Source organism: Actinomadura sp. BRA 177 (assembly GCF_013372625.1).
Taxonomy (GTDB): Bacteria; Actinomycetota; Actinomycetes; order Streptosporangiales; family Streptosporangiaceae; genus Spirillospora.
This window is the reverse complement of the sequence record NZ_JABXFD010000305.1, coordinates 1-23414: the sequence shown is the minus strand read 5'-3', so window position 1 is coordinate 23414 and position 23414 is coordinate 1. Positions and strand designations below refer to the sequence as shown.

24 protein-coding genes and 2 pseudogenes are annotated in these 23414 nt (G+C 70.3%); 12 read left to right on the top strand and 14 right to left on the bottom strand.

Features of this window, described 5'->3' with window-relative positions:
- Positions 1-397, bottom strand: a 397-nt coding sequence (locus HUX53_RS41150) for a hypothetical protein (protein ID WP_255205263.1), incomplete at its 3' end; no start/stop codon positions are given.
- Between the two features lie 231 nt (positions 398-628).
- Here HUX53_RS41150 and HUX53_RS14940 point away from each other — a divergent pair.
- Together HUX53_RS14940 and ccrA are read left to right on the top strand one after the other, a co-directional pair.
- On the top strand, positions 629-3001 hold the full coding sequence (locus HUX53_RS14940) for an SDR family NAD(P)-dependent oxidoreductase (protein WP_309237229.1): 2373 nt from the start codon (positions 629-631) through the stop codon (positions 2999-3001).
- Positions 3002-3040: 39 nt separating this feature from the next.
- Complete coding sequence (ccrA, locus tag HUX53_RS14935; RefSeq protein WP_176403788.1) at positions 3041-4375, top strand: crotonyl-CoA carboxylase/reductase; 1335 nt, start codon at positions 3041-3043, stop codon at positions 4373-4375.
- Between the two features lie 71 nt (positions 4376-4446).
- Here ccrA and HUX53_RS14930 read toward each other — a convergent pair whose 3' ends face one another.
- Positions 4447-5088, bottom strand: a complete 642-nt coding sequence (locus HUX53_RS14930; protein WP_176403787.1) for a class F sortase — start codon at positions 5086-5088, stop codon at positions 4447-4449.
- A gap of 2 nt (positions 5089-5090) precedes the next feature.
- Positions 5091-5642 carry a hypothetical protein gene (locus tag HUX53_RS14925; protein ID WP_176403786.1) on the bottom strand — a complete coding sequence of 184 codons (552 nt, stop codon included), beginning with the start codon at positions 5640-5642 and terminating at the stop codon, positions 5091-5093.
- A 177-nt stretch (positions 5643-5819) separates the two neighbouring features.
- On the opposite strand from HUX53_RS14925, the gene HUX53_RS14920 reads away from it, so the two are divergent.
- A complete protein-coding gene (locus HUX53_RS14920) occupies positions 5820-6713 on the top strand; it encodes a carbohydrate-binding protein (protein WP_176403785.1) in 894 nt (297 codons plus the stop codon).
- A gap of 7 nt (positions 6714-6720) precedes the next feature.
- Here the strand turns inward: HUX53_RS14920 and HUX53_RS42530 are convergent, their stop codons facing one another.
- Positions 6721-7173: an Lrp/AsnC family transcriptional regulator gene (locus HUX53_RS42530; protein ID WP_176403784.1), complete on the bottom strand. Its 453-nt coding sequence runs from the start codon at positions 7171-7173 to the stop codon at positions 6721-6723.
- Between the two features lie 107 nt (positions 7174-7280).
- Here HUX53_RS42530 and HUX53_RS40020 point away from each other — a divergent pair, with 107 nt between their 5' ends.
- Positions 7281-7892 carry a LysE family translocator gene (locus HUX53_RS40020; protein WP_217919446.1) on the top strand — a complete coding sequence of 204 codons (612 nt, stop codon included), beginning with the start codon at positions 7281-7283 and terminating at the stop codon, positions 7890-7892.
- A 417-nt stretch (positions 7893-8309) separates the two neighbouring features.
- Here HUX53_RS40020 and HUX53_RS41135 read toward each other — a convergent pair.
- Positions 8310-8441 (bottom strand): annotated as a pseudogene (locus HUX53_RS41135) (helix-turn-helix domain-containing protein); the annotation flags it as partial.
- 146 nt (positions 8442-8587) lie between these two features.
- Between HUX53_RS41135 and HUX53_RS14905 the strand changes: the two are divergent.
- Complete coding sequence (locus tag HUX53_RS14905) at positions 8588-9490, top strand: NAD(P)-dependent oxidoreductase (protein ID WP_176403783.1); 903 nt, start codon at positions 8588-8590, stop codon at positions 9488-9490.
- On the opposite strand, the gene HUX53_RS14900 is transcribed toward HUX53_RS14905, so the two are convergent.
- Together HUX53_RS14900 and HUX53_RS14895 are read right to left on the bottom strand one after the other, a co-directional pair.
- Positions 9487-9897 (bottom strand): hypothetical protein, encoded by a 411-nt coding sequence (locus HUX53_RS14900; protein WP_176403782.1) that lies wholly within the window; start codon positions 9895-9897, stop codon positions 9487-9489. The two genes, HUX53_RS14905 and HUX53_RS14900, sit on opposite strands and share 4 nt — an antisense overlap.
- Positions 9894-10133, bottom strand: a complete 240-nt coding sequence (locus tag HUX53_RS14895) for a hypothetical protein (protein WP_176403781.1) — start codon at positions 10131-10133, stop codon at positions 9894-9896. Before HUX53_RS14895 ends, HUX53_RS14900 begins: the two co-directional genes overlap by 4 nt.
- Before the next feature lie 149 nt (positions 10134-10282).
- Here HUX53_RS14895 and HUX53_RS14890 point away from each other — a divergent pair, with 149 nt between their 5' ends.
- The 5 genes from HUX53_RS14890 to HUX53_RS14870 all read left to right on the top strand — a co-directional run bounded on the left by HUX53_RS14890 (position 10283) and on the right by HUX53_RS14870 (position 14333).
- On the top strand, positions 10283-11107 hold the full coding sequence (locus tag HUX53_RS14890; RefSeq protein WP_176403780.1) for a helix-turn-helix transcriptional regulator: 825 nt from the start codon (positions 10283-10285) through the stop codon (positions 11105-11107).
- Positions 11104-11307, top strand: coding sequence for a DUF397 domain-containing protein (locus tag HUX53_RS14885; RefSeq protein WP_176403779.1), 204 nt, complete (start codon positions 11104-11106; stop codon positions 11305-11307). The genes HUX53_RS14890 and HUX53_RS14885 overlap by 4 nt, the downstream gene beginning before the upstream one ends.
- Positions 11304-11588: a DUF397 domain-containing protein gene (locus HUX53_RS14880; RefSeq protein WP_176403778.1), complete on the top strand. Its 285-nt coding sequence runs from the start codon at positions 11304-11306 to the stop codon at positions 11586-11588. The genes HUX53_RS14885 and HUX53_RS14880 overlap by 4 nt, the downstream gene beginning before the upstream one ends.
- The gene (locus HUX53_RS14875; RefSeq protein WP_176403777.1) at positions 11585-11875 is read left to right on the top strand and encodes a DUF397 domain-containing protein; all 291 of its coding nucleotides are present in this window, start codon (positions 11585-11587) and stop codon (positions 11873-11875) included. Before HUX53_RS14880 ends, HUX53_RS14875 begins: the two co-directional genes overlap by 4 nt.
- Before the next feature lie 1012 nt (positions 11876-12887).
- Positions 12888-14333, top strand: coding sequence for an HNH endonuclease signature motif containing protein (locus HUX53_RS14870; protein ID WP_176403776.1), 1446 nt, complete (start codon positions 12888-12890; stop codon positions 14331-14333).
- A gap of 374 nt (positions 14334-14707) precedes the next feature.
- Here the strand turns inward: HUX53_RS14870 and HUX53_RS42525 are convergent, their stop codons facing one another.
- A complete protein-coding gene (locus HUX53_RS42525; protein ID WP_176403775.1) occupies positions 14708-16678 on the bottom strand; it encodes a D-alanine--D-alanine ligase in 1971 nt (656 codons plus the stop codon).
- A 234-nt stretch (positions 16679-16912) separates the two neighbouring features.
- Here HUX53_RS42525 and alr point away from each other — a divergent pair, with 234 nt between their 5' ends.
- Positions 16913-18055, top strand: a complete 1143-nt coding sequence (gene alr, locus HUX53_RS14860; protein WP_176403774.1) for an alanine racemase — start codon at positions 16913-16915, stop codon at positions 18053-18055.
- On the opposite strand, the gene HUX53_RS14855 is transcribed toward alr, so the two are convergent.
- Positions 18043-18600, bottom strand: a complete 558-nt coding sequence (locus tag HUX53_RS14855; RefSeq protein WP_255205264.1) for a glycosyltransferase — start codon at positions 18598-18600, stop codon at positions 18043-18045. The two genes, alr and HUX53_RS14855, sit on opposite strands and share 13 nt — an antisense overlap.
- A gap of 82 nt (positions 18601-18682) precedes the next feature.
- On the opposite strand from HUX53_RS14855, the pseudogene HUX53_RS14850 reads away from it, so the two are divergent.
- Positions 18683-18892 (top strand): annotated as a pseudogene (locus HUX53_RS14850) (response regulator transcription factor); the annotation flags it as partial.
- 25 nt (positions 18893-18917) lie between these two features.
- Here HUX53_RS14850 and HUX53_RS14845 read toward each other — a convergent pair.
- The 5 genes from HUX53_RS14845 to nhaA form a co-directional block, all read right to left on the bottom strand.
- On the bottom strand, positions 18918-20078 hold the full coding sequence (locus HUX53_RS14845) for a YncE family protein (protein WP_176403772.1): 1161 nt from the start codon (positions 20076-20078) through the stop codon (positions 18918-18920).
- On the bottom strand, positions 20075-20590 hold the full coding sequence (locus HUX53_RS14840; RefSeq protein WP_176403771.1) for a SigE family RNA polymerase sigma factor: 516 nt from the start codon (positions 20588-20590) through the stop codon (positions 20075-20077). Before HUX53_RS14840 ends, HUX53_RS14845 begins: the two co-directional genes overlap by 4 nt.
- 88 nt (positions 20591-20678) lie before the next feature.
- Positions 20679-20987 carry a transcriptional regulator gene (locus HUX53_RS14835; protein ID WP_309237228.1) on the bottom strand — a complete coding sequence of 103 codons (309 nt, stop codon included), beginning with the start codon at positions 20985-20987 and terminating at the stop codon, positions 20679-20681.
- Positions 20984-21445: a hypothetical protein gene (locus HUX53_RS14830; protein WP_176403770.1), complete on the bottom strand. Its 462-nt coding sequence runs from the start codon at positions 21443-21445 to the stop codon at positions 20984-20986. Before HUX53_RS14830 ends, HUX53_RS14835 begins: the two co-directional genes overlap by 4 nt.
- Before the next feature lie 88 nt (positions 21446-21533).
- The gene (nhaA, locus tag HUX53_RS14825; protein WP_176403769.1) at positions 21534-23345 is read right to left on the bottom strand and encodes a Na+/H+ antiporter NhaA; all 1812 of its coding nucleotides are present in this window, start codon (positions 23343-23345) and stop codon (positions 21534-21536) included.
- Positions 23346-23414 lie beyond the last annotated feature (69 nt).

The following is a 23414-nucleotide window of genomic DNA, read 5'->3' as shown; positions in this document are numbered from 1 at the left end:
TACGTGGGCCGGTCAGCGCCTCCGCCAGGAGCGGCCCCAGCCTGTACGGCGGAACCGACGCGCTGCACCGCGCCGTCCGCCCCCGCCCCCCCCCACCCCCGACCCCGCGCGCGCTGATGTCGAGGCCGTCCGCATGGACGCCGACGCGACGCCTGCTGGTAGCAAGACCGTGCCAGTGGGAGGGGAGTCCGTGCGCGGTGACGAACGAGTGCGGGTCGACGCCGAGGCCGTGCCCGCTGGTGCGGGTAGTGAGGCCCTGCGTGTCGGCGGCGTTGCGGCCGACCGCGAAGGCGCGGTGAGCGGCGGTACTTGGCTGGTGTTGTCCGATGAGGACGACGCGCTGGCCGCTGCGACCGCTGCCGGTCTGGAGGAGCGCGGTAAGACGGTCGTTCGGCATCGGGTGACGAATCGGCCGCCTGAGGACCACCCGGCCATGGACGAGCCGGTCGACGGTGTCGTGCTTGTTCCGTCGGCCGATCTGGTTGATGAAGAGCTTGTGCTCGCTGTTGTCGGCGTGAGTCGTTCGTTGCCGGATGGGCCGCGTCTTTACGTTGCGACCCGCAACGCTCTCGCACTGAACGGCGAGGAAGGGCTGCCCGGGCACGGGTTCGTTAGTGCGCTTACGCGCGTGCTGGCGTTCGAGCGGACGGTGCAGCGGGCCACGCATGTGGACGTTGACCGTCCGGCCGATCTGGTCGCGGAGCTTCTCGCCGATGGGGACGTTCGCGAGGTCGCCTGGCGGGGCGGGACGCGGTATGTGGCGCGGCTCGGACAGGCGGCCCTGCCGGAGACGCCGCAGAAGAAGAAGCGGGTCGTCCGGCGCGGCGGCGCGTACATCATCACCGGCGGGTACGGCGGGATCGGTCTCGTTACCGCGCGGCTGCTGGCGGAACGCGGTGCCAAACGCATCGTCCTGTCCGGACGGAGCGGGCCCGACGCCGATGCCGAGAAGGTGATCGCGCGTCTTCGCGAGAGTGGTGTGGACGTCGGCGTTGTCCTCGGCGACATCGCCGAGCCCGGCACCGCCGAGTGCCTCATCAAGGTCGCCCAGGAGGGCGGCAAGCGGCTGTGCGGCATCGTGCACGGCGCCGGCGCCATCGACGACCGGCTGATCGCCGACCTGGGCCCGGACGATCTCCACAGGGTGTGGACGGCGAAGGTCGAGGGCGCGCGCCGGCTCAGCGAGGCCGCTTGGGATGTTGATCTCGACTGGTTCGTGATGCACTCATCGGCCGCCGCGCTGCTCGGCTCGCCCGGCCAGGGTGCTTATGCGGCCGCGAATGCCGCGATCGACGCGCTGATGGCCCACCGCCGCGCGAACGGACGCCCCGGAATCACCATCAACTGGGGCACCTGGTCGCAGGTCGGGGGAGCCGCCGACACTTCGGTCACCGTCATCGACCCGATCAGCCCGGCGGAGGGTGCGGAGGCGCTGGAGGCACTGCTCGTCCACGAGCTGGCCGCAACGGGTGTGCTGCGCTTCGACCCGGCCACGGCGGTCGGGCTGTTCCCCGAGATCCGCAACATGCCGTACTTCGCGGCGCTGACGGAGGCGGCGGACGAGGCCGGGGGCGACGACGCGGGCGACTGGCCCGGTGTCGAGGCGCTCAAGGACCTTGCCCCCGACGCTGCCCGGAAGCTGATCGCCGCGCAGGTCAGGCACCGGATCGCGGCGGTGCTCGGGTTCGACCCGCAGCGCCTCGACCCGGCGGTGCCGCTCACCGACCTCGGCCTCGACTCGCTCGTCGCGGTCAGGATCAAGAGCGGTGTCGAGCACGACCTCGGGCTGACCGTCCCCGCGTCGGTGCTGCTGCAGGGCGCGAGCGTGAACGTGTTCGAGGAGTGGGCGGCCGGTGAACTCGGTCTCGCCGACGCCCCGGCGCCCACAGCCGTTTCGAACGCCGAGTCCGGATATGTCATGCCACGGGACGCCGCCGAGCGGCTCGCGGTCCGGATCTTCGAGGACGTGCTCGGCCTCGACCGCGTCGGCGTCACGGCCGACTTCTTCGCCGAGCTCGGCGGCCAGGACCATCAGGCCGACCAGATCGTCGCCCTCGTCGCCGCCGAGCTGGGCGGTGACGTCACGCGCGGCGAGCTGTTCGAGGTCCCGACGGCGGAGAACGTCGCCGAGTACATCCGGGCCGCGGACGAGGAGGCGGCGCGGCAGACCGTCCGGCCGCTGAAGCCGTCCGGCACCCGGCGGCCGATCTTCATCGCGCACCCGGCCGGCGGCACCACCGCCTGCTACCGGCAGCTCATCGACCTGCTCGGCGACGACCAGCCGGTGTTCGGGCTGGAGCGGTTCGAGGACGCGCCGTCCGTCGAGGAGCGCGCCGCCCGGTACGTCCGGCACCTGCAGGAGGCGCAGCCCGAGGGCGCGTTCCGGCTCGGCGGCTGGTCGTTCGGCGGCGTCCTCGCCTACGAGACCGCGCGGCAGCTCCAGCAGGCCGGGCGCGAGGTCGAGTTCGTCGCGCTGTTCGACGCGGGCCTGCCGCTGCCGGTGGACGACGAGTCCGACACCCTCGCCCGCCGCTTCTCCGCGTTCGCCGACTACATCAACGAGACGTACGGCCTGGACGTCACCCTTACCTACGAGGAGCTGTCCGGCCTGGACGAGGAGGCCCAGTTCGCGCTCGTCATGGAGCGCGCGGCCCCGCTCGTGGACTACATCCCGCCGGCGGCCCTCACCCACCAGCTCACGTCGCACCAGGACACCCGTTCCCTGGAGGCGTACGAACCCGAGCCGTACGACGGACGCGTCATCCTCTACTACGCGCCCGAGGAGACCCCCTGGGCCGTCCGGGATGCCCGCTATGTGCTCGACGGGACCAACGGTTTCGGCGGGCTCTGCTCCGACCTGGAGATCGTCACGATCCCCGGGGTGCACCACCTCAACCTGCTGGACCCGCCCGGTGTCGACGTGCTCGCCGCGCACCTGGCGGGCCGGCTGGCCGGGCGGCGGGAGCGCGACGCCGTCCGCACGCCCACAACGGCCCGCTGAGGGCCCCACCCCGACCCCGTCGTTCCACGGAGGACATCCATGGCCCACTCCGGCTCGTCCCATGCCCTGCTCGACGCCGTCCGCGGCGGCGCGAGCGGCCCCGAGCTGCAGGAGATCGACCTGCCGACCCGCTTCCGCGCCGCCTTCACCCGCAAGGACGAGGTCGGGATCTTCGAGGGCCAGACCGACAAGGACGTGCGCCGCTCCATGCACGTCGGCGAGGTCGAGATGCCCGAACTGGCGCCCGACGAGTGCGTGGTCGCGGTGATGTCCGCCGCGATCAACTTCAACACGGTCTGGTCGGCGATCTTCGAGCCCGTCCCGACGTTCGCGTTCCTGGAGAAGTTCGGCCGGCAGGGCTGGTACGGCGCCCGGCACGACCTGCCGTACCACATCCTCGGGTCGGACGGCTCCGGCGTCGTCGTGCGCACCGGCGCCGGCGTGAAGCACTGGAAGGTCGGCGACAAGGTCGTCCTGTCCCCGTCCTACGTGGACGAGGAGGACCACGGCTCCTACGACGACGGCATGATGTCGGAGACGCAGCTGGCCTGGGGCTTCGAGACGAACTTCGGGTCGCTCGGCGAGTACTGCATCGTCAAGGCCAACCAGCTGATCCCCAAGCCCGGCCACCTCACCTGGGAGGAGTCCGGCTCCAACACGCTGTGCGCCGCCACCGCCTACCGGATGCTCGTCGGGACGCACGGCGCCCGGATGAAGCAGGGCGACGTCGTGCTGATCTGGGGCGCGACCGGCGGGCTCGGCTCGTTCGCGACGCAGCTCGTCAAGAACGGCGGCGGCATCCCGGTCGGCGTCGTGTCGTCGGAGGAGAAGGCCGACATCGTCCGGTCGCAGGGCTGCGAGCACGTCATCAACCGCAACGAGCTGAACCTCGGCGAGCAGGGCCTGCGCCACCCGAAGGCCGGCCGGATGCTCGGCGAGGCGATCCGCGGCCTCGTCGGCGAGGACCCCGGCATCGTGTTCGAGTACCTCGGCCGCGAGACGTTCGGCGCGTCCGTCTACGTCGCCAAGCGCGGCGGCAAGATCGTCACCTGCGGCTCGTCGACCGGCTTCAAGCACGAGTACGACAACCGGTTCCTGTGGATGCGGCTGAAGAGCATCATCGGCTCGCACGGCTTCAACTACCACGAGGCCGTCGAGGTGAACCGGCTGTTCGGCCTCGGCATGATCCACCCGACGCTGTCGAAGGTGTTCCCGCTGGACGAGGCCGGGGACGCGACCCGCGCCGTCCAGACGAACCAGCACATCGGTAAGGTCGCCGTCCTATGCGGCGCCACCGGTGAGGGCCAGGGCGTGGACGACCCGGCCCTGCGCGAGCGCATCGGCGAGGAGAAGCTGAACCTCTACCGCCGCTGATCCCGCTTCGTACGGCAGAACGCCCGCCGGTCATGCTCCGGCGGGCGTTCTGGCGTTCGGGGCGTTCGCGGTCAGGAACCGATCAGCTTGGCGTAGACGATCAGGTTGTCCTTGTAGTGGCCGATCTTCGGGTCGAAGGCGCCGCCGCACGTCACCAGCCTGAGGGACGCGTGGTCCAGCGACGCACCGAACACCTTCTTGTGCGGGAAGGCGTCCTTGTCGACGCGCTGCGCCTGCTGCACGGCGAACGTCGCGGTGGACCCGTCCTTGCGTCCCACCTCGATCTTGTCGCCGGGCTTCAGGTCCTTCAGCTTGTAGAACACCGCCGGCTTGCCGTTGGCGTCGACATGGCCGAGGATCACCGCCGGGCCGATCTCGCCCGGTGTGACGCCCTCCTTGTACCAGCCGGCCAGGTTCGGCTTGCTCAGCGGCGGCTCCTCGACGCGCCCGTCGGGCAGCAGCCCGATCGAGCCCACCGGGGCCGACACACCGATCTTCGGGATGGCGATCTTCGTCGGCAGCGACTGCGCCATTGGGTGGATGTTGGACGCGGCCGTGGTCGCGGGTGTCGCCGCGGGCTCTGGGGCACCGGGGGGTGCGGCGTCGCCGCCCCCGTCACCGCCGCAGCCGCTGAGCAGCAGTCCGATGAGCAGCGCACCGGCCGCCGCGCCCGTGACGCGGCGACCGATGGCCGATGCAGGAAGTTCCGGCAACGTTACGACCGCTCCCGAACCGTCCGGCGGCGCAGCGCGACGGCGCCGAGCCCGGCGAGCATCAGCGCGCCCCAGCCGGCGGCCAGCAGCGGGGCCGAGGAGCCCTGCATGTACATGCTGCCGTCACCGGTGTCGATGCGGCCGGTCGGGATCTTCGGCGTCTTCGGCTTCATCGTGCCGCCGCCGTTCCCGCCGCCGCCGTTCCCGTCGCCCTTGTCGGGCTGGGTGGTGTAGCTGACCGACCCGTAGCCCTTGCAGGCGACCGTGGCGATCGTCGGGGTGGGCAGCTTGCTGCGGAACGTGCCGACGGCCGTCCAGGTGTTGTCACCGGCCTTCTTCACCGGCAGCGGGTTCTGCGTGTAGCCGTTGCCGGTGATGACCACCGACGTCGGGCAGGTCACGGTGAACGTCGTCTTGTAGCCGGGCGCGACGCGCAGGCTGGACAGCTTCACCTTGTCGTAGCCGAACTTGAACGCCGGCTTCGTCGGCGTCGGGCTCGGGCTGGGGCTCGGCGACTCGCTGGGGTCGCCGTTACCGGGGTCGCCGTCGCCCACCTTGACCCACGTGGGCTGGTCGGCGCCGTCCTGCGCTGGAAGGTCGTTGAAAAGTGAAGCGTTGACAGTACGCGATGCCTGCGGTGATTCTTTGTGGCGGCGTGATCACACACATTTCACGCCATGTGCAGCGCGCGCTTGCAGACCGCTCCCCACCACCCCACAAGGAGTCGTGTGATGCAGCGTCAAACCCTCCTCACCTGCGCCGTCCTCGCCGCCTTCACCGCCATTCCGGCCGCCGGCGCCGCCGCCTCGTCCGCGGCACCGGCCACGTCCCCGAACCCGGACGCCCCGAAGTCCGGACGGGTCGCGGGCGCCCGCCCCTTCGTCCCGTCCGCCCGCAACGCCGAAGCCGTCGAGAAGTTCCGCGCACTCCACCGCACCCGCCTGCACCGCGAGCAGATCCACCATTTCTGGGGCGTCGAGCCCGCCGCCGGAACGCACGACGGACTCATGGCCACGCACAGCGTCGACACGAGCTACCAGGTGTCGAACAGCGCCGACTTCACCTACACGCCCACCATCAAGGCCGCCGGCTCCTGCATGGAGATCACGACCGTGTACTCGCAGGCCGTCGGGAACGAGATCTGGGCCTGGGACTGGTGCGGCGGGAACGGCCCCCGCAAGGAGATCACGATGGACGCCGACTTCCTGCGGACCTACACCCGGCCCGTGAACGGCCATCCGGCCTACAGTGTCCAGCTCGTCCAGACGAACGCGTCCACAAATGCCTGGTCGGCGTACCTCTACAACTACACGACCGATGCCTGGAGCCTCTTCTACAGCAAGTCCGGCCGCGACACGAGCAGCCTGAACTACGGCTGGGACATCTTCGAGATCTACGCGACCCGCGACCCGCGCACCGGCAACGCGTACTACTGCAACGACGCGAAGAACGTCGTCTTCGAGAGCAGCGGCATCCAGCTACGAAAGAACGGCGCCTGGCACACGGCCACACCATCCGACTCGCCCTGGCAGCCGTACGCGACCCCGAACCCGAACGACTACCTGTGCCCATCCCTGCAGTTCGTCCGGGCCGGTGCGAACGACCACTGGATCGTCCGCCAGTAAATGCCGCTCAGGTGGGCAGCGGCCGTTCGTCCACAACGTGCTTCATCACCAGCGTGGAGTTTAGCCGCTGCACACCGGGCAGTGCGCTCAGCACATCGTCCTCCAACTCCTGGTACGCGGTCAGATCCGCGGTGACGATGCGCAGCAGGTAATCCGGGTCGCCGAACAACCGCTGAGCCTGGACGACCTCCGGCACGCGCGACACCGCGTCCTCGAAACCGAGCAGCGTCTCCTGGTCCTCCTGCCGCATGGTGACGAAAACGAGCGCCTGGAACGTCAGGCCGAGAGCGGCGGCATCGACGACCGCCCGGTAGCCGCGAATGGTGCCGCTGCGCTCCAGCTCCCGCAGCCGCCGGTGGCACGGCGAGACGCTCAGCCCGACCCGAGCCGCCAGGTCCGTGACCGTCAGACGCCCGTCCTCCTGAAGAGCAGCAAGGATTTCCCGATCAATCGCATCCACTTAGAAAACCTTTCCAACCAACCCGCGAATTGGAGACAAACTCAGGAACACCTTCTGGCCATTCGAGCCTACGCTTCCCCTATCAACCGCTTCAGGAGAGGGGAACCATGGCACCCGCCTCAGTGCTCGCCTTCTGGACGGTCGCGTTCCTGCTCATCGTCATGCCGGGCCCGGACTGGGCGTTCACCATCGGCGCCGGCCTGCGCGGCCGCTCCGTCGTCCCCGCGGTGAGCGGCCTGGTCGTCGGCTACGCCGCGGTGACCGTCGTCGTCGCGGCAGGCGTCGGCGCCCTGGTCGCCGGCTCCCCGTCCGCGCTGACCGCCCTCACCCTCGTGGGCGGCGCCTACCTCATCTGGCAGGGCGCGACGACCTTCACGCACCCCGCCGTGCCCGGCACCGAAGCCGACACCGGCACCGACTGGCACACCTTCCTGCACGGCATAGGCGTCAGCGGCCTCAACCCCAAGGGCCTGCTGATCTTCCTGGCGCTCCTGCCCCAGTTCACCGACCCCGCTGGGGGCTGGCCCATCGCCGGCCAGATCGGCCTACTGGGACTCACCTACATGGCCACCTGCGCGGCCTTCTACCTCTGCCTGGGCACCCTCACCCGGAACGTCCTGGACGGCGCTCCCGGCAGGACCCGCCTGATCACCCGCCTGTCCGGCGCCGCCATGCTCGCCCTGGGCGCCTACCTGGTCCTGGACCACTTCCTGCCCTGACTCGACGCACGAGTCCAGGTAGGGCCCGAGTTCCCGGGCGACGGTCGTCAGCGGCCGGACGTTCTGCTCGGCCTTCGCCATCAGGATCGCGCCCTCCAGCGCGCTGACCATCAGCGTCGCGAGCCCACCGGCCTTCCGGGACGGGACGCCCATCGCAGCCAGTTCCCGGGCGACCGGACGCCGCCAGCACGCGAACGCGTCGGCTGCGGCCCGTGTCGAGGCGACGGAGTCCGCACAGTCGACGGTCGCCGCAGCCACGGGGCAGCCGCCCGCGAAGCCCGCCGACCGGAACTCGTCCGTCCACTGCCGCACCATCGCCGCGAAAAGCCCACCCGGCGTAGGACGCGACATCGCGGCCACGAAACGGTCAACGCGCGCGGCGGCATAGCGTCCGGCCCACTCCACGGCCTCGTTGACCAGCTGCTCCTTGCCGCCGGGAAAGTAGTGCTGCAGCGACCCGCGCGGCGCGCCCGCATGGGCGGCGACCTCCCGCAGGCCCGTGGCGGTGACCCCGTCCCGGCGGATGAGCTGCGCGGCGCTGAAGACCATCCGCTCCCGAGGACCCCTATCGTCCACTTCTGGCTTCACCTGGACCATTATCATGACCGCTGTCATAATCGGCAAGGCATGTCCCCGCGAGCGCTCCGCCGCCACCCCTGAGCGGAGCACCGCTCAGCCCACAACCGGAGGCGAAGGTGGACACGAACGTCGGTTTCATCGGACTGGGCGTCATGGGACACCCCATGGCCCTCAACCTCGCCCGCGCCGGAACCCGCCTGACCGTCTGGAACCGCACCCCGTCCAAGACCGAGGAACTACGTAGGGCAGGCGCGACCGTGGCATCCAGCCCCGCCGAGTTGTGCCGACGCGCAGACGTGGTCCTCTTCATGCTCGCGGGCGGCCCCGCCATAGACACCACTCTGGGACGAGGCACACCCGACTTCACCGCGAACGTCGCGGGCCGCGTGATCGTCCACATGGGAACCACATCACCGGACTACTCCCGCAGCCTGGAGGCCGATGTCCGCGCGGCCAACGGCCGTTACGTCGAGGCCCCGGTATCCGGCTCCCGTGGTCCCGCCGAAACAGCCGAACTCGTCGCAATGCTGGCCGGCGACTCCGCAACAGTCGATCTCGTCCGTCCCCTGATCGCCCCGATGTGCAGCCAGACGTTCGTCTGCGGCCCCGTCCCGCAAGCACTCCAGATGAAGCTGGCCGTCAACCTCTTCCTCATCACTATGGTCACCGGCCTGGCCGAGTCGTTCCACTTCGCCGACCGGCACGGCCTGGACCGCCGGCGCCTGCTGGACGTCCTCGACGCCGGCCCGATGGCGAGCACGGTCTCTCGCGCCAAGGCACAGAAGCTCCTCACCCACGACTTCTCCGTCCAGGCGTCCATCACCAACGTCCTGGACAACAACCGCCTAATCGCCGAAGCCGCCCGCGAAGCAGGCATAGCGTCACCCGTCTTGGACGCCTGCCACGCCCTCTACCGCGAAACCCAGGCCCAAGGCCACGGCCCCTCCGACATGGCCGCAGTAATTCACGCACTCGCCTCCCGCACCAACGCCCTCAGCACCCGAGCGAGCCGCACCTAACCTGGCGGTCGCCCGCCGAGCGCACCGAGCACCCACGGGACGAGCAACTCGGCAACCCTGACACACGCGCTGTCCGCGTCATCGCAGGACGCCAGTAGCTCCCCGGTGCTCGACCGGAACCGCCGTCCCGTCTCGTCCCAGACGACCATGACGCTGTCGCCGATGTAGGGAACGCGCGGGTCGAACAGCCGCACCAACGGCGCGCCGTCCCCGAACCGGGCCTGCGCGCTCCAACCGCGCCGCCGCAACCGGCGGGCGAGCCGGTTCAGCTCCCGACGCGCCCGCCGATCGTCCAGCGGAGAAGGCGCGGCCGGTCGCTGCGGGGGAATGCCGGCCGGCCGCGCCATCTCCTCCCCGCGGACCATCCCGAAGGACGGCCCGCCCTGGTGACGGGCCCGGTCCGTCACCAGAGCCGCCGAGCGCCACCACGCGCCCGGAAGGCCTCGCGCATCAGCTCGGCGCGCAGCTCGGCCGGGTCTGGACGCATCACCGTGGCGTCGACGCCGGCCTTCGGGTCGATGAGCGTGGCGACGTATTCGCCTGGCTCCCCGTCCCAGCGGCGCGACCGCCAAATGCGATGTCCGGGAAAGTCCTTTTTCAGCTGATCGAGAGCGGGGTTATCGAACGAAGATGTGTCTTTCAAGGAAGGTCCTGCGGTCGGATTCGCTGGCGGGGAATGTGTTATAAGAATCACAGCGTTGCGTTGTTCCCGGCCAGCAACCCCCCAGGTGGAACGCGCAACCCCCCGAAAGATCAACGAAACCCCGGAATGGCTTACACGCAGGAGCCCCCATGGGATCGCGCAACGAACCATATGAAGCCCCCGCAATTCAGACATTCGCCACCGAATTGACGGCATGGCGAACGCAGGCCGGCCTCGCTAAGGTCGCCCTCGCCGAAACCCTCGGCTACACCCCGCAGTGGATCAGCCAGATCGAGGCTGCCAAGAGCATCCCGTCCAAGACCTTCGCCGAGAACCTCGACGCGTTCTTCAAGACCAACGGCCTCTTCGAGCGGCTGTGGAAGCGCATCATCGACACCCGCCACCAGGCCATCCTCCCGCCCGGCTTCGCCGCCTACCAGGAACGAGAGGCGGAGGCCAGCCAGGTCCGGACCTTCGAGCTGACGCTCATCCACGGCCTACTCCAGACCGAGAGTTACATCCGCGCCGTCGTCGGGCACAACCAGGACCCGGACACCGCAGAGCGACTCGTTGCCGAACGCCTGGAACGACAGAAGATCCTTACCCGCGAACAGGCGCCGAACGTGTGGTTCACCCTCGACGAGGGGGCCCTACGGCGCGAAGTCGCCGAACGGGACATCATGCGAGAGCAACTCGCTCACATCCTCGCCATCGAGAAGCGTCCCAACATCTCGATCGACATCGTCCCACGGGCCGCACGGTATTACTCGGGTCTCGCGGGCAGCTTCACCATCCTGAGTTTCCCCAACTCGGTGGACGTCGCGTACGGCGAGATGGCAGGGCAAGGAATGCTCATCCAGGAGCCGCGAATCGTCGCAAACTTTGCAGTAACGTACAACTCGCTACGAGGCGACGCACTCCGTGTCGAGGAGTCGCGGGCCTTGATCACGACCGTCATGGAGGAGTACGGATGACTGCACCAGATCAATCAGCCGTGACCTGGCGTAAATCGAGTCGTAGCGATCACCACGGTGGTAACTGCATCGAGGTGGCCGAGTTTGCGGCGATGATCGCCGTCCGTGATTCGAAGGACCCGGACGGGACAAAACTGTCCTTCGGTGCCGCCGAATGGCGTGTATTCACCCGCCACATCCAAGAGGAGCGGTACGGATGATCACGGCGGACGTGTCCGCCGTAAAGTGGCGCAAGGCGAGCCGCAGTGATCATCACGGTGGCGAATGCGTCGAGGTCGGAAGCATCCCGTGGGTCCCAGTGGCGAACTGGCGTAAGTCGAGCCACAGTGATCACCATGGCGGTGACTGCGTCGAGGTCGCAGAGATCAGCCCGTTGGTCGCTGTCCGGGATTCCAGGGACCCGGACGGGCCAAAACTGGCGTTCGGCGCCGCCGAATGGCGTGCATTCACGCACCGCATCAAAGACGAGCAGTACAGATGATCACGCCGGACGTGTCCGCCGTGAAGTGGCGCAAGGCGAGTCGCAGCGGGCATGAGGGTGGTAACTGCGTCGAGGTCGGGGCTGTGCCGTCAGTCCCGGCTGAGGTGTGGCGTAAGGCGAGCCGTAGCGGCCATGAGGGCGGCGAATGCGTCGAGGTCGTAGGCTTCGCACAGGTGGTCGCGGTTCGGGATTCCAAGGATCCGGACGGGCCGAAGCTGGCCTTCACCGCCGCCGACTGGCACGCCTTTACTGGGCGTATCAAGGGCGACGTCCACAACCTGCCCTGAGCGACGTCCCGGCCTGGCGATGAGCCCCCGCCCATGTTGGACGGGGGCTCGGCCGTGAACTCGATCGCCTCGGCGTGCGTCGGTCGCGGCGAACTGTGCCAGAGGGAGGCCATCGCTGCCGCTCATTGGCCGACGACGCGCTCGACTTCGCGGCCGTTCCGCGTCAGGCGGCCAGGCTGAAGGCGTCCGTGTCGGCAGGGGCTGCGCGACCTGGCCCGAACAGGCAGAGGCGCATCAGGTCCAGCTGGAGTCGACTCGAAGTCAGACCTTGCCGTCCAGTTCCAGGTGCGCCAGCCCGTCGGGGACCGCGCGGCCCAGGGTCTGGTGCAGGTTCGGGGCCTGGTCGGCCGGGACGTCGATGGCCTCGTCCGGAGTCGGTAGGCGGTCGGCTGCGAGAGTCCGTACGCGGTGCTGTGCCGGGCGATGTTGGGCTTATCCCGTAAACCATGTGATGGCGAACAGAGCTTGGAGACTGAAGGACAGGAGCCGTGTGCCCTTCCTCGTCCCGCGCGCTGTGCGCTCGGCGCCCATCAGGCCGGCGACGAAGCGGATGAGTTCACGCGAGACGTCGAGCATGGCGGGATGGGTGACCACGTGGAGCCTTCCCGCAACGGACGAGATCTTGTAGCGAGCTTTTCTGGTTGCGGTGGTCTTTTAGCGGATTAGTGCGGTTTTGGTGGGTGCCCGGTTGTGGTGGTCTCGGGCCGGTGCGCACAGTTCCGGTAGTTGCGGGCTGGAGTCACCTCGGCTGGGGTCGGTGGTTTGGGGGTGGGTGTTCTAGCTGCGGGTTTGTGCGGGGTTGCTGCTGCTCGCCTGTGGTCGGCGGGTGAGGGCCGGGGCCTGCGGCCCCGGTGCGGCAGCGAGGATTTGCGGCTGATGATCTTTCTGCTGTCCTCCGCTGAGGGCATCTGGTAGCAGAAATTCTGTGCGGTGCGGCGGCTGTCCGGAGCGTCTCAGTATTGTCACCATAATTTGTTGGCGAGGGGGTGTAGTCATTCGATAGCATGGAGTTATGTGTTCGAGCGAGATCGATATCACGTCGATGTCCACCGGGGAGCTGGTGGACGCGGCGGCTTCGATCGCGGCCGAACTCGCCCGGCGTGAAACGTCCGCGTCCCCAGCCCTCTGCATGGAGCAGGCCGAGACGCTTGCGCGCGCCGGCGACCAGCAGGAGAGCGCGCTGGCCGCCTTGATCGGACGAGTCGACGCGTCCGCGGAGATGCGCCGGTGGGGCCTGCCGTCCACACTGGCTTGGCTGCGCACCCGCATGGGCATGCGCGAGGTCCGCGCCAGAGAACGGCTCCATCTCGCTCGCCAGAGCCGCCGCCTTCCCGAGGTCACGCGCCGACTCGCCGCGGGAGACCTGTCCTACGGATACGCCTCCACCATCGGCGCGGCGGTCGCCCGGCTGAACGACGACGACTGCGCGGCCGCCGAAGAGATCCTCCTCAAGCTGGCCGGGCAGGGCTTCTCCGCCGGGAAGGTCGCCGCCTTCGGCAACAAGATCACCGACCTCATCGCCGAACGCGACGGCATCGAGTTGGCGCCCGATACCGACACCCGGCGCGGCTACGAGCGGTCCTGGATCGACTCAACTCGTTCATTGGACGGCGGCCGCTACGTCAAGGGCTGGCTCAACGCCGAAGACGCCGCGATCTGGGACGGGACGCTCGCGCCCCTGGCCAAGCCCGCGGGCACCGACGACCGCCGCGACCTGTCCGAACGCACTGCGGCCGCGTTGACGAACGTCCTGTCGGGCGGGCACAAGGCCACTCGCGTCACCGTCATCTGCGACCTGGACACCCTCACCGGCGGCCAGGCCCCGGCCCGACTGACCGACGGCACCCCGATCCCCGCCGCCCAAGCCCGCCGCATCGCCCTGGCGGCCGGGGTCTCAGCCCTCATCCTGGGCCAAGGGAACATCCCGCTCTACCTGGGACACCGGCAAAGGTTCGCCAGCCCCGCCCAACGGCAGGTCCTCCAGGCGCTATACCCGACGTGCGCGGTTCAGGGCTGCGAAGTCCCCGGAGCGTTGTGCGAAGTCGACCACGTCAACGGCTGGGCCCTCGGCCACAGCCCCACCGACATCGACCAACTTGCCCTCTGTTGCGGCTGGCATAATCGGTTCAAACACGCCAATCCGACACAAATAAGCATCATCAAGAGCCAAACCGGACAATACGTCTATCGCGTCCTACCGCCCGATGGCCCCCACCCCGCACCTGGGACGCCGGCCGCCTCCGACCTGTGGACCGGTGCCAGTGCCGATCGCGGTGTCGCTGTGGACCGCGCGCCACCAGCCGTCCGAATCTTGGCGGCAGTTGATCTACGATGCGGCGTCCTCCATCACCGGACCGATCACAGCGACGTCGGGGATGAACGGTCCCTCGGGACGATGATGATCAGCTCTTGCACTCCACGAACGTCCAGCCCGGCGCGCACCTCCTCCTTATCGTGACCCGTGCCGGGGATCCACCGCATACGCGGGCACACGCGGGCTTTCCAGCGGCGCCATGGGCTGAAGCCATCCAGGTTCCGTGATCGTCCGTAGACAATCCGGCCCCCGTTACCGCATCGATCGAGCCATCTCTGTTGGCTGGCCATTGAGTCGCTGAACCCGGCCCATGGCGTGCGAAGGAGGCCGTTTCAGCTGACGGTGCTCCCTCCTGGCGATGCCGGACGGTGAATCCGCCGCTACCTGCTCTAACTCGACCCCGGCCCGTGCCTGACTTATCGCATCGGCTTAATTAGTGTCCCGTATCGGGGGTGATCGCGTCGGTGATTGCGGGTGGGATCACCTGGGTGCTTCTGTTGATCTGGAGGGTGGCGGGGTCAGGCGAGGCGGACGCGGGGGTCTATGACCGCGTAGAGGACGTCGACGAGCAGGTTGAGGGCGACGATCGCGGTTGAGGTGATCAGGGTGACGCCGAGGACCATCGGGAGATCGCCGCCCTTGACCGAGCTGAGTGCGAGTTGGCCCAGGCCGGGGATGCTGAACGTGTTCTCGGTCAGGACGGAGCCGCCGAGCAGCAGGCCGAGGTCGAGGACGAGGACGGTGATGATCGGTGTCATGGAGGCGCGCAGCGCGTGCCTGGTGACGACGGTCTTCTCCGGCAGGCCCTTGGCGCGGGCGGTGCGGATGTAGTCCTCGGTCATCGTCTCCAGCATGCCCGCTCGGGTGAGCCGCGCGTACATGGCCGCGTAGAGGAAGGCGAGCGTCACCCAGGGGAGGACGAGTGCGTGGAACCAGGTCACGGGGCCGTCGGTGAAGGGCGTGTAGCTGCCGCCGCCCGGGAAGATGTGCAGGCTGTAGGAGAACAAGGCGAGGGAGACCAGGCCGGTGAAGTAGATCGGCAGGGATACACCGCTCAGCGCCATGACCATGGCGGCCCTGTCCCAGAGCGAGCCCTTGCGCAGCGCCGACACCACCCCGGTGCCGATGCCGCCCGCGAGCCAGAGGATCGCCGCGCCCACTGCGACGGACGCGGTGGCCGGTGCCCGGTCGAGGAGCGTCTCCAGCACCGGGCGGCTGCTCCGGAACGAGTAGCCGAGGCATGGCGCCGGGCAGTGTTCGGTGACGGGGCCGGCGTCGTAGTCCGTGCCGGCGACGATGGTCTTCACGTAGTTCCCGTACTGGACGATGACCGGGTCGTCCAGACCGAGCCGGTCCTTGGTGGCCTCGATGGCCTCGGTGGACGCGCCGCGGCCGACGTAGGCGCGCGCGATCTGGTCGGTGGTCTGCCCCGCCAGCTTCGGCAGCCAGAAGAAGATGCCGAAGGTCACCAGGCTGATCAGCAGCAACATGACGACGGCGCCGAGCAGGCGCCGGACGAAGTATGTGAACACGTACAGCCGTCCGGCCGTTTCGTCGTAGAGGAAGTCGACGCGGGCGAGGCCGTACCCGCCGACGGCGCGGAACGCCCGGAGCGACATCTCGCGTACCTGGGCCGCCGTGTCGTTTGGCAGGTCGGCGGGGCAGGTCACCGTGTCAGCCATGCTGAGGTACTTCTGCGCGTAGTCGGAGAAGCCGCCGCCGACCTTCACCTCGGTTACCACCGACGCCTCGGGGTGCTCGGCGTCGCCGAGCACCCCGCATAGGAGTTCTCTTGCGGTGACGCCCTCCTCGACCAGCACGACGTGGTCGTAGCGGAACGCCTGCTCGACCGCGCCGGCCAGATCGTCCGGGCCGGTGATGCGGGAGACGCCGATGGAGGAGCCCATGTTGGCGGGCTTCACGAACCGCGGCCAGCCGAGGTCGCCGGCCAGCGCCGGCGGGTCGGGGGCGGTGCGCCACTGCCGCTCGGTGAACCAGGTGAAGGGGACGGACGGGAGCCCTTCGGCGTCGAACGCGCGCCGCATCGCCACCTTGTCCATGCCGACCGCCGAGCCGAGCACTCCGCATCCGGCGTACGGGACGTCGAGGGCCTCCAGGAATCCCTGGAGCACCCCGTCCTCGCCGTAGGGCCCGTGCATGACGGGGAAGACGACGTCGAGCCGGTCGACGGCGACGCCCGGAAGCTGCGCCTCGACCAGGGCGCCGCCGCGCTTGAGTTCGACCTCGGTCCCGTGGACGGTCAGCCGGTTCTCGATCGCCGGGCCGCTCGCGTCGCGGGCGGCCATGGCGTCGACGGCGGCGGGCGGGAGCAGCAGCCAGCGGCCGTCCCGCTCCACCCCGATGACGACCGGGCGGAACCGGTCGCGGGGGAGCCCGCGCACCACGGCCAGCGCCGAAGCCCCGGACACCTCGTGCTCGGCGGACGGCCCGCCGAAGAGGATGCCGACGCTGATCCGGCGATCACGCATCGGTGCCGGTCCCGTGAGCGCGGGTGCTGTCCACCATTCCCATCTCCCCCTTCACCAGCGGTTCCGCGGCAGATGGTAGGCGGGTGATCAGCACCGGGATACCGGGCATTCCGTGCTTATCCACCGGGCATTCGGGACATCTCCCCCGGGTAATCCGGCGCGCCGACCGGGCGATTCCGGTCCCCGGCCTGCGCGACGGCGTCCGCGGCGCCGGACGGCCTCCAGGCTTGCCCCATGTTCTCGATCCGGCGCACCGCGACGACGAACGTCGCCCACGGGACGTACGCGCGCATCGACCTGGCCGCGATCTCGTCCAACACCGCGGCGATGGCCGCCGCCGGCGGGGTCCCGCTGATGGCGGTCGTGAAGTCGAACGCCTACGGCCACGGCCTCGTCCCGGCGGCCCGCGCCGCGCTCGACGGCGGCGCGCGGCGGCTCGGCGTGGCCCAGCTGGATGACGCGCTGGCGCTGCGGCGCGCGGGTATCAGTGCGCCGATCCTGGCGTGGCTGCCCTGGCGCCGGGCCGACTACGACGCCGCCGTCCTGGCCGATGTCGAACTCGGCGTCGAGGCGCCGTGGCGGCTCGACCTCGTCGCGGAGGCCGCCGAGCGGAACGGCCGTCCGGCCCGCGTGCACCTTGAGGTCGACACCGGGCTGTCGCGCGGCGGCGCCACCGCGGACGACTGGCCGCAGCTCGTCCAGGCGGCACGGGAGGCGCAGGCGGCCGGACGTGTCAGGGTGACCGGCGTCTTCTCCCAGCTCGCCTGCGCGGAGGTGCCGGGGCATCCGTCGATCTCCGTGCAGCTCGGCGCGTTCGACGACGCGCTCGGCTACGCGTCGGCGGCCGGTCTGGAGCCTGAGGTGCGGCACATCGCCAACTCGGCGGCGGCGCTCACGCTGCCGGAGAGCCGCTACGACCTCGTCCGGGCCGGGCTGACGCTGTACGGGGTCAGCCCCGTCGAGCCGGTCGGGGAGCTGATCCCGGCGATGACCCTGTGCTCGACCGTCGCGACGGTGAAGCGCATCCCGGCCGGCGCCGGGGTGATGTACGGGCTGACCTACCGGGTGCCGGTGGACAGCACCGTCGTGGTCGTGCCCGTCGGATACGCCGACGGGCTGCCGCGCGCGGCGGGCACGGCCGGGGCCGAACTGCTGGTCGCCGGCCGGCCCCGCCCCATCGCCGGCGTGGTCGGGATGGAGCAGACCGTCCTGGACGCCGGCCAGGACCTGCCCAGCCCCGGCGACGAGGTCGTCGTGTTCGGCACCGGCGCGGACGGGGAGTTGACGGTTGCCGAGTTGGCCCAGCGGCTCCGCATGCTGCCCGCCGAGATCCTCTCCGGTATCCCTGCGACGATTCCCCGGATCTACGAGTCCTGACGCCCGCAGAGCGCGAGCACCTCGCCCGTCAAAGCGGCGGCGGCGTCGGGACGTCCCATCCCGCGCGCCTGCTCCGCCATGTCGGCGCGGCGCAGCGGATCGGTGAGGAGCGCGGCGAGTTCCTCCGCCAGCCGGGCCGGGGTCGCGTCCTCGCCGGCCAGCATGCGGGCGGCTCCGCGCGCGGCGAGATGCTCGGCGTTGCGGCGCTGCTCGTCCCCGCCGGTCGGGACGAGCGGGATCAGCACCGAGGGCTTGCCGAGCGCGGTCAGCTCGCTCACCGTGCCGCCGCCGCTCCGCGAGACGACCACGTCGGCGAGGGCGAGCAGGTCGGCGAGCTCCTCCCCGACGAAGCCGCGCACCAGGTACCGGGCGCGCAGGTCCGCCGGCAGTCGCAGGGCGGCCGCGTGCGCCTCGTCCGCCAGCAGGCCGCCCGCCTGGTGGAAGACGTTCGCGTGCCGCAGCAGTTCGGGCAGGATTTCCGCCACCAGCTCGTTGACCTGCCGCGCGCCGAGCGACCCGCCCGTGACGTAGACGGTCGGCAGCATGGGGGTCCAGCCCGTCCAGCCGAGCCGTTCCGGTGCGGCCTTCGCGTCGCCGTTGATCAGGTCGGGGCGGAGCGGGTTGCCGGTCACTACCCGGGAGCGGGACGTGCTCGCCCTGATGGCGGAGGGCCTCGGCAACGGGGCCATCGCCGAGCGGCTCTTCGTCACCGAGGGCGCCGTCCACAAGCACATCCGCAACATCTTCTCGAAGCTCGACCTGGCCCCGACCGACCGCGCCGACCGGAGGGTGACCGCGGTGCTCCGCTACCTGGAGTCCACGCAGCCCTATCCCTGACCGGCCGGTGCGCATCGTCAACGGTTCAGCGGTGGGTGAAGACCGGCGTCCAGGAGCCGGCCCGGTCGGAGCGCTGGTACCCGGTGAGCGGGGTGATCTTCCCCTTCAGCGTGACCAGCAGGAGCCGGTTGCGGAACTCGCCCTTGCCCTCGCACTTCTTGACGTCGCAGCCGAAGGCGAACAGCCGGTCGTTGTCGGCCCACGCCACCGCCTGCTCGATCGGGAGGACGGCCGCCTTCTCGCCGCTGTTCACGTTCGTGACGGTGACGGCGGGGCCGGGGCGCGGGCCGAACTCGGGCAGCAGCGTCCCGTTCGGGGACAGGCCGGCCGCTTCCTGGTCCCCGGCCTCGTACGGGGGCGCGGGCTGCCGCCGGCCGTCGAGGTCATAGAAGATCTTGGTCGGGAGGGTGGCGGTCGGCGCCCAGATCAGCTTCCCGTCCCGGCTCCAGCCAAGGTCCTGCCGGCTGTTCCCGTTGTCGGGCGACCCCGGCAGAGCGTGGAACACGCCGGGTTCGGCCGCACTGTCGACGATGTAGTATCCCGTCCTCGGCGGCTGTTCCGCCCCGTTCGGCGCATCGGGATTCGAGGCGTAGGACGTCAGCAGCAGCCGGCGGCCGTCCGGCGACCAGGCGAGCCCGCCGACGGGCTTGCCGACCTTGATCCAGCGCGTGACCTTCCGCGTCTTCATGTCGAGCACCCCGACCCGCGACGCGGGCAGCGGCCCCTGCAGGACGGCCGCGCGCTGCATGCCGGGCGCGACGCTGAGGTACGCCCACTTGGTCTGCTCGTAGGTGCCCGCCGACGGGTTGTAGAGGTGCCAGGTGCGGCGGACGGTGCCCTTCTCGGCGCCCATCGGGGTGTTGCTCGTGTAGTAGGCGGCCACGGCCATGTGCCCGGCGGCGACGAGCTTGCGGGGGAACGCGCTGCCCAGGTCCGTGCGCAGCGCCGTCTGCGAGGACAGGGACACCGGTTCGAACGCGACCTCCGGCCGCGCCGTGCCGCCGGCGGCGAACAGCGCCACGGCGGTCGCGCCGGCGAGGAGCGCGCTCGTCCCGCCGATCAGCGTGAACTTGACGGAGCGGCGGCGGGCGCGGCCGCGCAGCGCGCGGTCGGCGAGGCCGGCGGGGACCCGCGCCTCGTCGGCCCACTCGTCCAGCGTGCTCTTGACGATCGTTTCGGGCTTCATCGCCGAGCCTCCTCGGGCTTCCGGTCGTTCAGTTCGGGGGCGAGCTCGCGCAGCCGTGCGAGCGAGCGGTGCGTCGTGCTGCGGACCGTCCCGACGCCGCAGCCGAGGATCCGCGCGACCTCCGCCTCGGGCAGGTCCTCGAAGAACCGCAGCACCAGCACCGCCCGCTGCTTGGCCGTGAGGCGCGCCAGGGCGCCGCGCACGGCCAGCTTCAGGTCGACCGCCGAGATGGCGTCGCGCCCGGCCTCGTCGGGCAGGACGGGGACCTGCGTCTCGCGCCGCCGCCGCATCCGGCGCCACGTGCTGATCTGCTGGCGGTACATCGTGCGCCGCACGTACGGCTCGGGGTTGTCCACGCCGGACCAGCGGGCCGCCGTCTTGGTGAGCGCGACCTGCAGGAGATCCTCGGCCGCGTGCTGGTCACCGCCCGCGAGCAGGTACGCCAGGCGCATCAGCGCGGCCGATCTGGTCTCCACGAACTCCCGGAAATGTCGCTCCGCTTCGGCATCCATCGTCACCTCCGAATTGCTGTCCCCCTTCAGACGCCACGAGCCGCTCCCCGCTATGTCGGCGGGAGCGGCTTTGTGCGGCGCGGCGGGGTCAGCCGTCGGTGCGCGGGGCGTCGGCGAGCGGGCGGCCGACGATCTCCTGGAGGTTGGTGACGTACTCGTCGAACGCGCGGCGGCCGTCCCGGGTGAGCTTGAACCAGGTGCGGGGACGCTTGCCGACGTAGCCCTTGCGGATCTCGACGTAGCCGGCCTTCTCCAGCGCCGCGGCGTGCTTGGACACCACGGAGTCGCTCATATCGAGGCTGTCTCGGACGAAGGCGAACTCGGCCTCGGTCGCGGTCGCCAGCAGCGAGACGATCTGCAGCCGCGCGGGCGTGTGGATCATCGGGTCGAGGTTCACCGGGCCACCTTTCCGGCCAGCAGCGGCAGCACCAGGTCCTCCGCCCGGCGGGTGGTCGCCGCGGCGTAGCCGGCGGCGACGGCGCCCGCGACGGCCTTCTGCCAGACGCCCGAGTCGGTGAACGCGCCGACGATGAGCGGGACCACGCCCCAGACGACGAAGATCGACGCGATCCACAGCGCCATCAGGGCGCCGGCCTTCGGTGTCCACGTCTTCGGCCGGAACTTGATGCGCAGGCCCGCGGAGAGCGCGGCGACGAGGGCGCCGATCCCCGCGACCGCCGCCACGGTGAGGACGATCTGGACCGCCCCGTCGACCTCGGCGGCGATGGCGGCGACGGTGCCGAGGCCGATCACACCCGGGAGGTACCACACCGGGAGCCGCTGGTCGGCGTACGCCCGCTGCTGGGTCCGCTCGATCTCGGCGAGGGCCTCGGCGGGGTTGCTGAAGTCGTTCATGGGGGGATGCCTCCTGGAGAAGTATTTGCCACTATGGAAAGTACTTTCTACTTTCCGATCCGTCAAGGACTTTCCAGGAGGCCGGCGATCACTCCTCGGCGGAGGCGCGCAGGGCGGCGGCCAGGGTGCGGGTGTCGTGCGGGCCGATATGGCGCCGGTCGCCGATGAAGAACGTCGGGGCACCGCGGGCGCCGCTGGCCTCCGCGCTCGCCACGTCCGCCCGGACCCGGTCGGCGGTCTTCTCCGAGTCCAGGTCGTCGAGGAAGGTCTCCATGTCGAGGCCGAGCTCGGCCGCGTAGCCGACGACGTCCTCGAACTCGAGCCGGTCCTGGTGGGCGAAGAGCAGGTCGTGCATGTCCCAGAACCGCCCCTGCGCGTCGGCGGCGACCGCGGCGTAGGCCGCCAGTTCGGAACGCGGGTGGACGTCAGGCAGGGGCAGGTGCCGGAACACGTACCTGAGCTGGTCGCCGAACTTCGCCCGCAGTTCGACGCTGACGCCGGTGGCGCGGGCGCAGAACGGGCATTCGAAGTCGCCGTACTCGACGAGGGTGAACGGCGCGTCGGCCGGGCCCCGGACGTGGTCGGTGGACGGGTCGACGGGACGGTCCAGGAAACGGGGCAGGTCCGCGTCCGTGTGCCCCCGGAGAGCGGCGGCGGCCTTGAAGACCACCCACCCCAGCGCGGTCGCGATCACCGCCGCCAGCAGGACGCCCACGGTGGCCTCGTCCCGCACGGTCGGGTCCTTGAACGCCAGGCCGACGATGAGCAGGGAGACGGTGAAGCCGATGCCGGACAGCGCGGCGCCGCCGAAGACGTGGCCGTGCCTGATGCCCTGCGGCAGCGGTCCGATGCCCGCCCGGACCCACCCCAGCGAGGTCAGGCCGACGCCGAGCAGCTTGCCCACGACGAGCCCGACGACCACCGCCCAGGTGATCCGCGAGGTCAGCGCCTCCGTGAGGACGCCGTCGAGCAGGTCCACGCCGGCGTTGGCGAACGCGAACAGCGGCACGACGAGGTAGCTGACCCAGGGGTGCAGGCTCATCTGGAGCCGCTCGTTGACCGAGACGGCGCGCTGCAGCTCCAGCCGCGCCGACCGTCCCACCTCGACCTGCGGGGACTGGCGGAAGGCGCGGAACCGCCGCGCCACCCGCTCGACCGCCTCCCGGGAGGGGGCGTGGGCGGCGACGAGGAGGCCGCCGAGCATGCCGGCGATCGAGGCGTGCAGCCCCGACTCCAGCGTGGCGATCCACAGCGCGACCCCGGCCGCGCCGTAGGCGGCCGCCCGCCACACCCCGAGCCGGCTCAGCAGCCACAGGACGCCGACCAGCACGAACATGACGATGAGCGCGGGGACGTCGATCGAGTCGCTGTAGAAGATGCCGATCACGCTGACCGCGACGATGTCGTCGATGACGGTGAGGGTGAGCAGGAACATCCGGAGCTGGGTGGCGAACGTGGGCCCGACGACCGCGAGGGCGCCGAGCATGAAGGCCGTGTCGGTGCCGATGACCACGCCCCAGCCCTGCGCCGCCTCGCCGCCCGGCGCCAGGGCGACGTAGATCAGCGCCGGGACGACCAGGCCGCCGAGCGCGGCGGCCATCGGCAGCGCGGCGCGGCGCGGCGAGTTCAGCTCACCGAGGGAGAACTCGCGGCGGACCTCCAGCCCGACGACGAAGAAGAACAGCGCCATCAGGCCGTCGTTGACCCAGTGCCCCAGGTCCATGGAGATGGCGTGGCCGGCCACCGCGATGGACGCGCCGTGGTGCCAGAGGTCGGTGTAGGAGTCGCTCCACGGCGAGTTCGCCCAGATGAGGGCCGCCACCGCGGCGGCCAGCAGCAGCCCGGCGCTGCCCGCCTCCGTGCTGAGGAACTGCCGCGCGGGCACGGAGAGTTGCGCCATCAGTGAGCGCCGCCCGGCGCGGGTCTCTATCAATGTGCGGGGTCCTCTCCGGACGGTCGGGGGTCACCG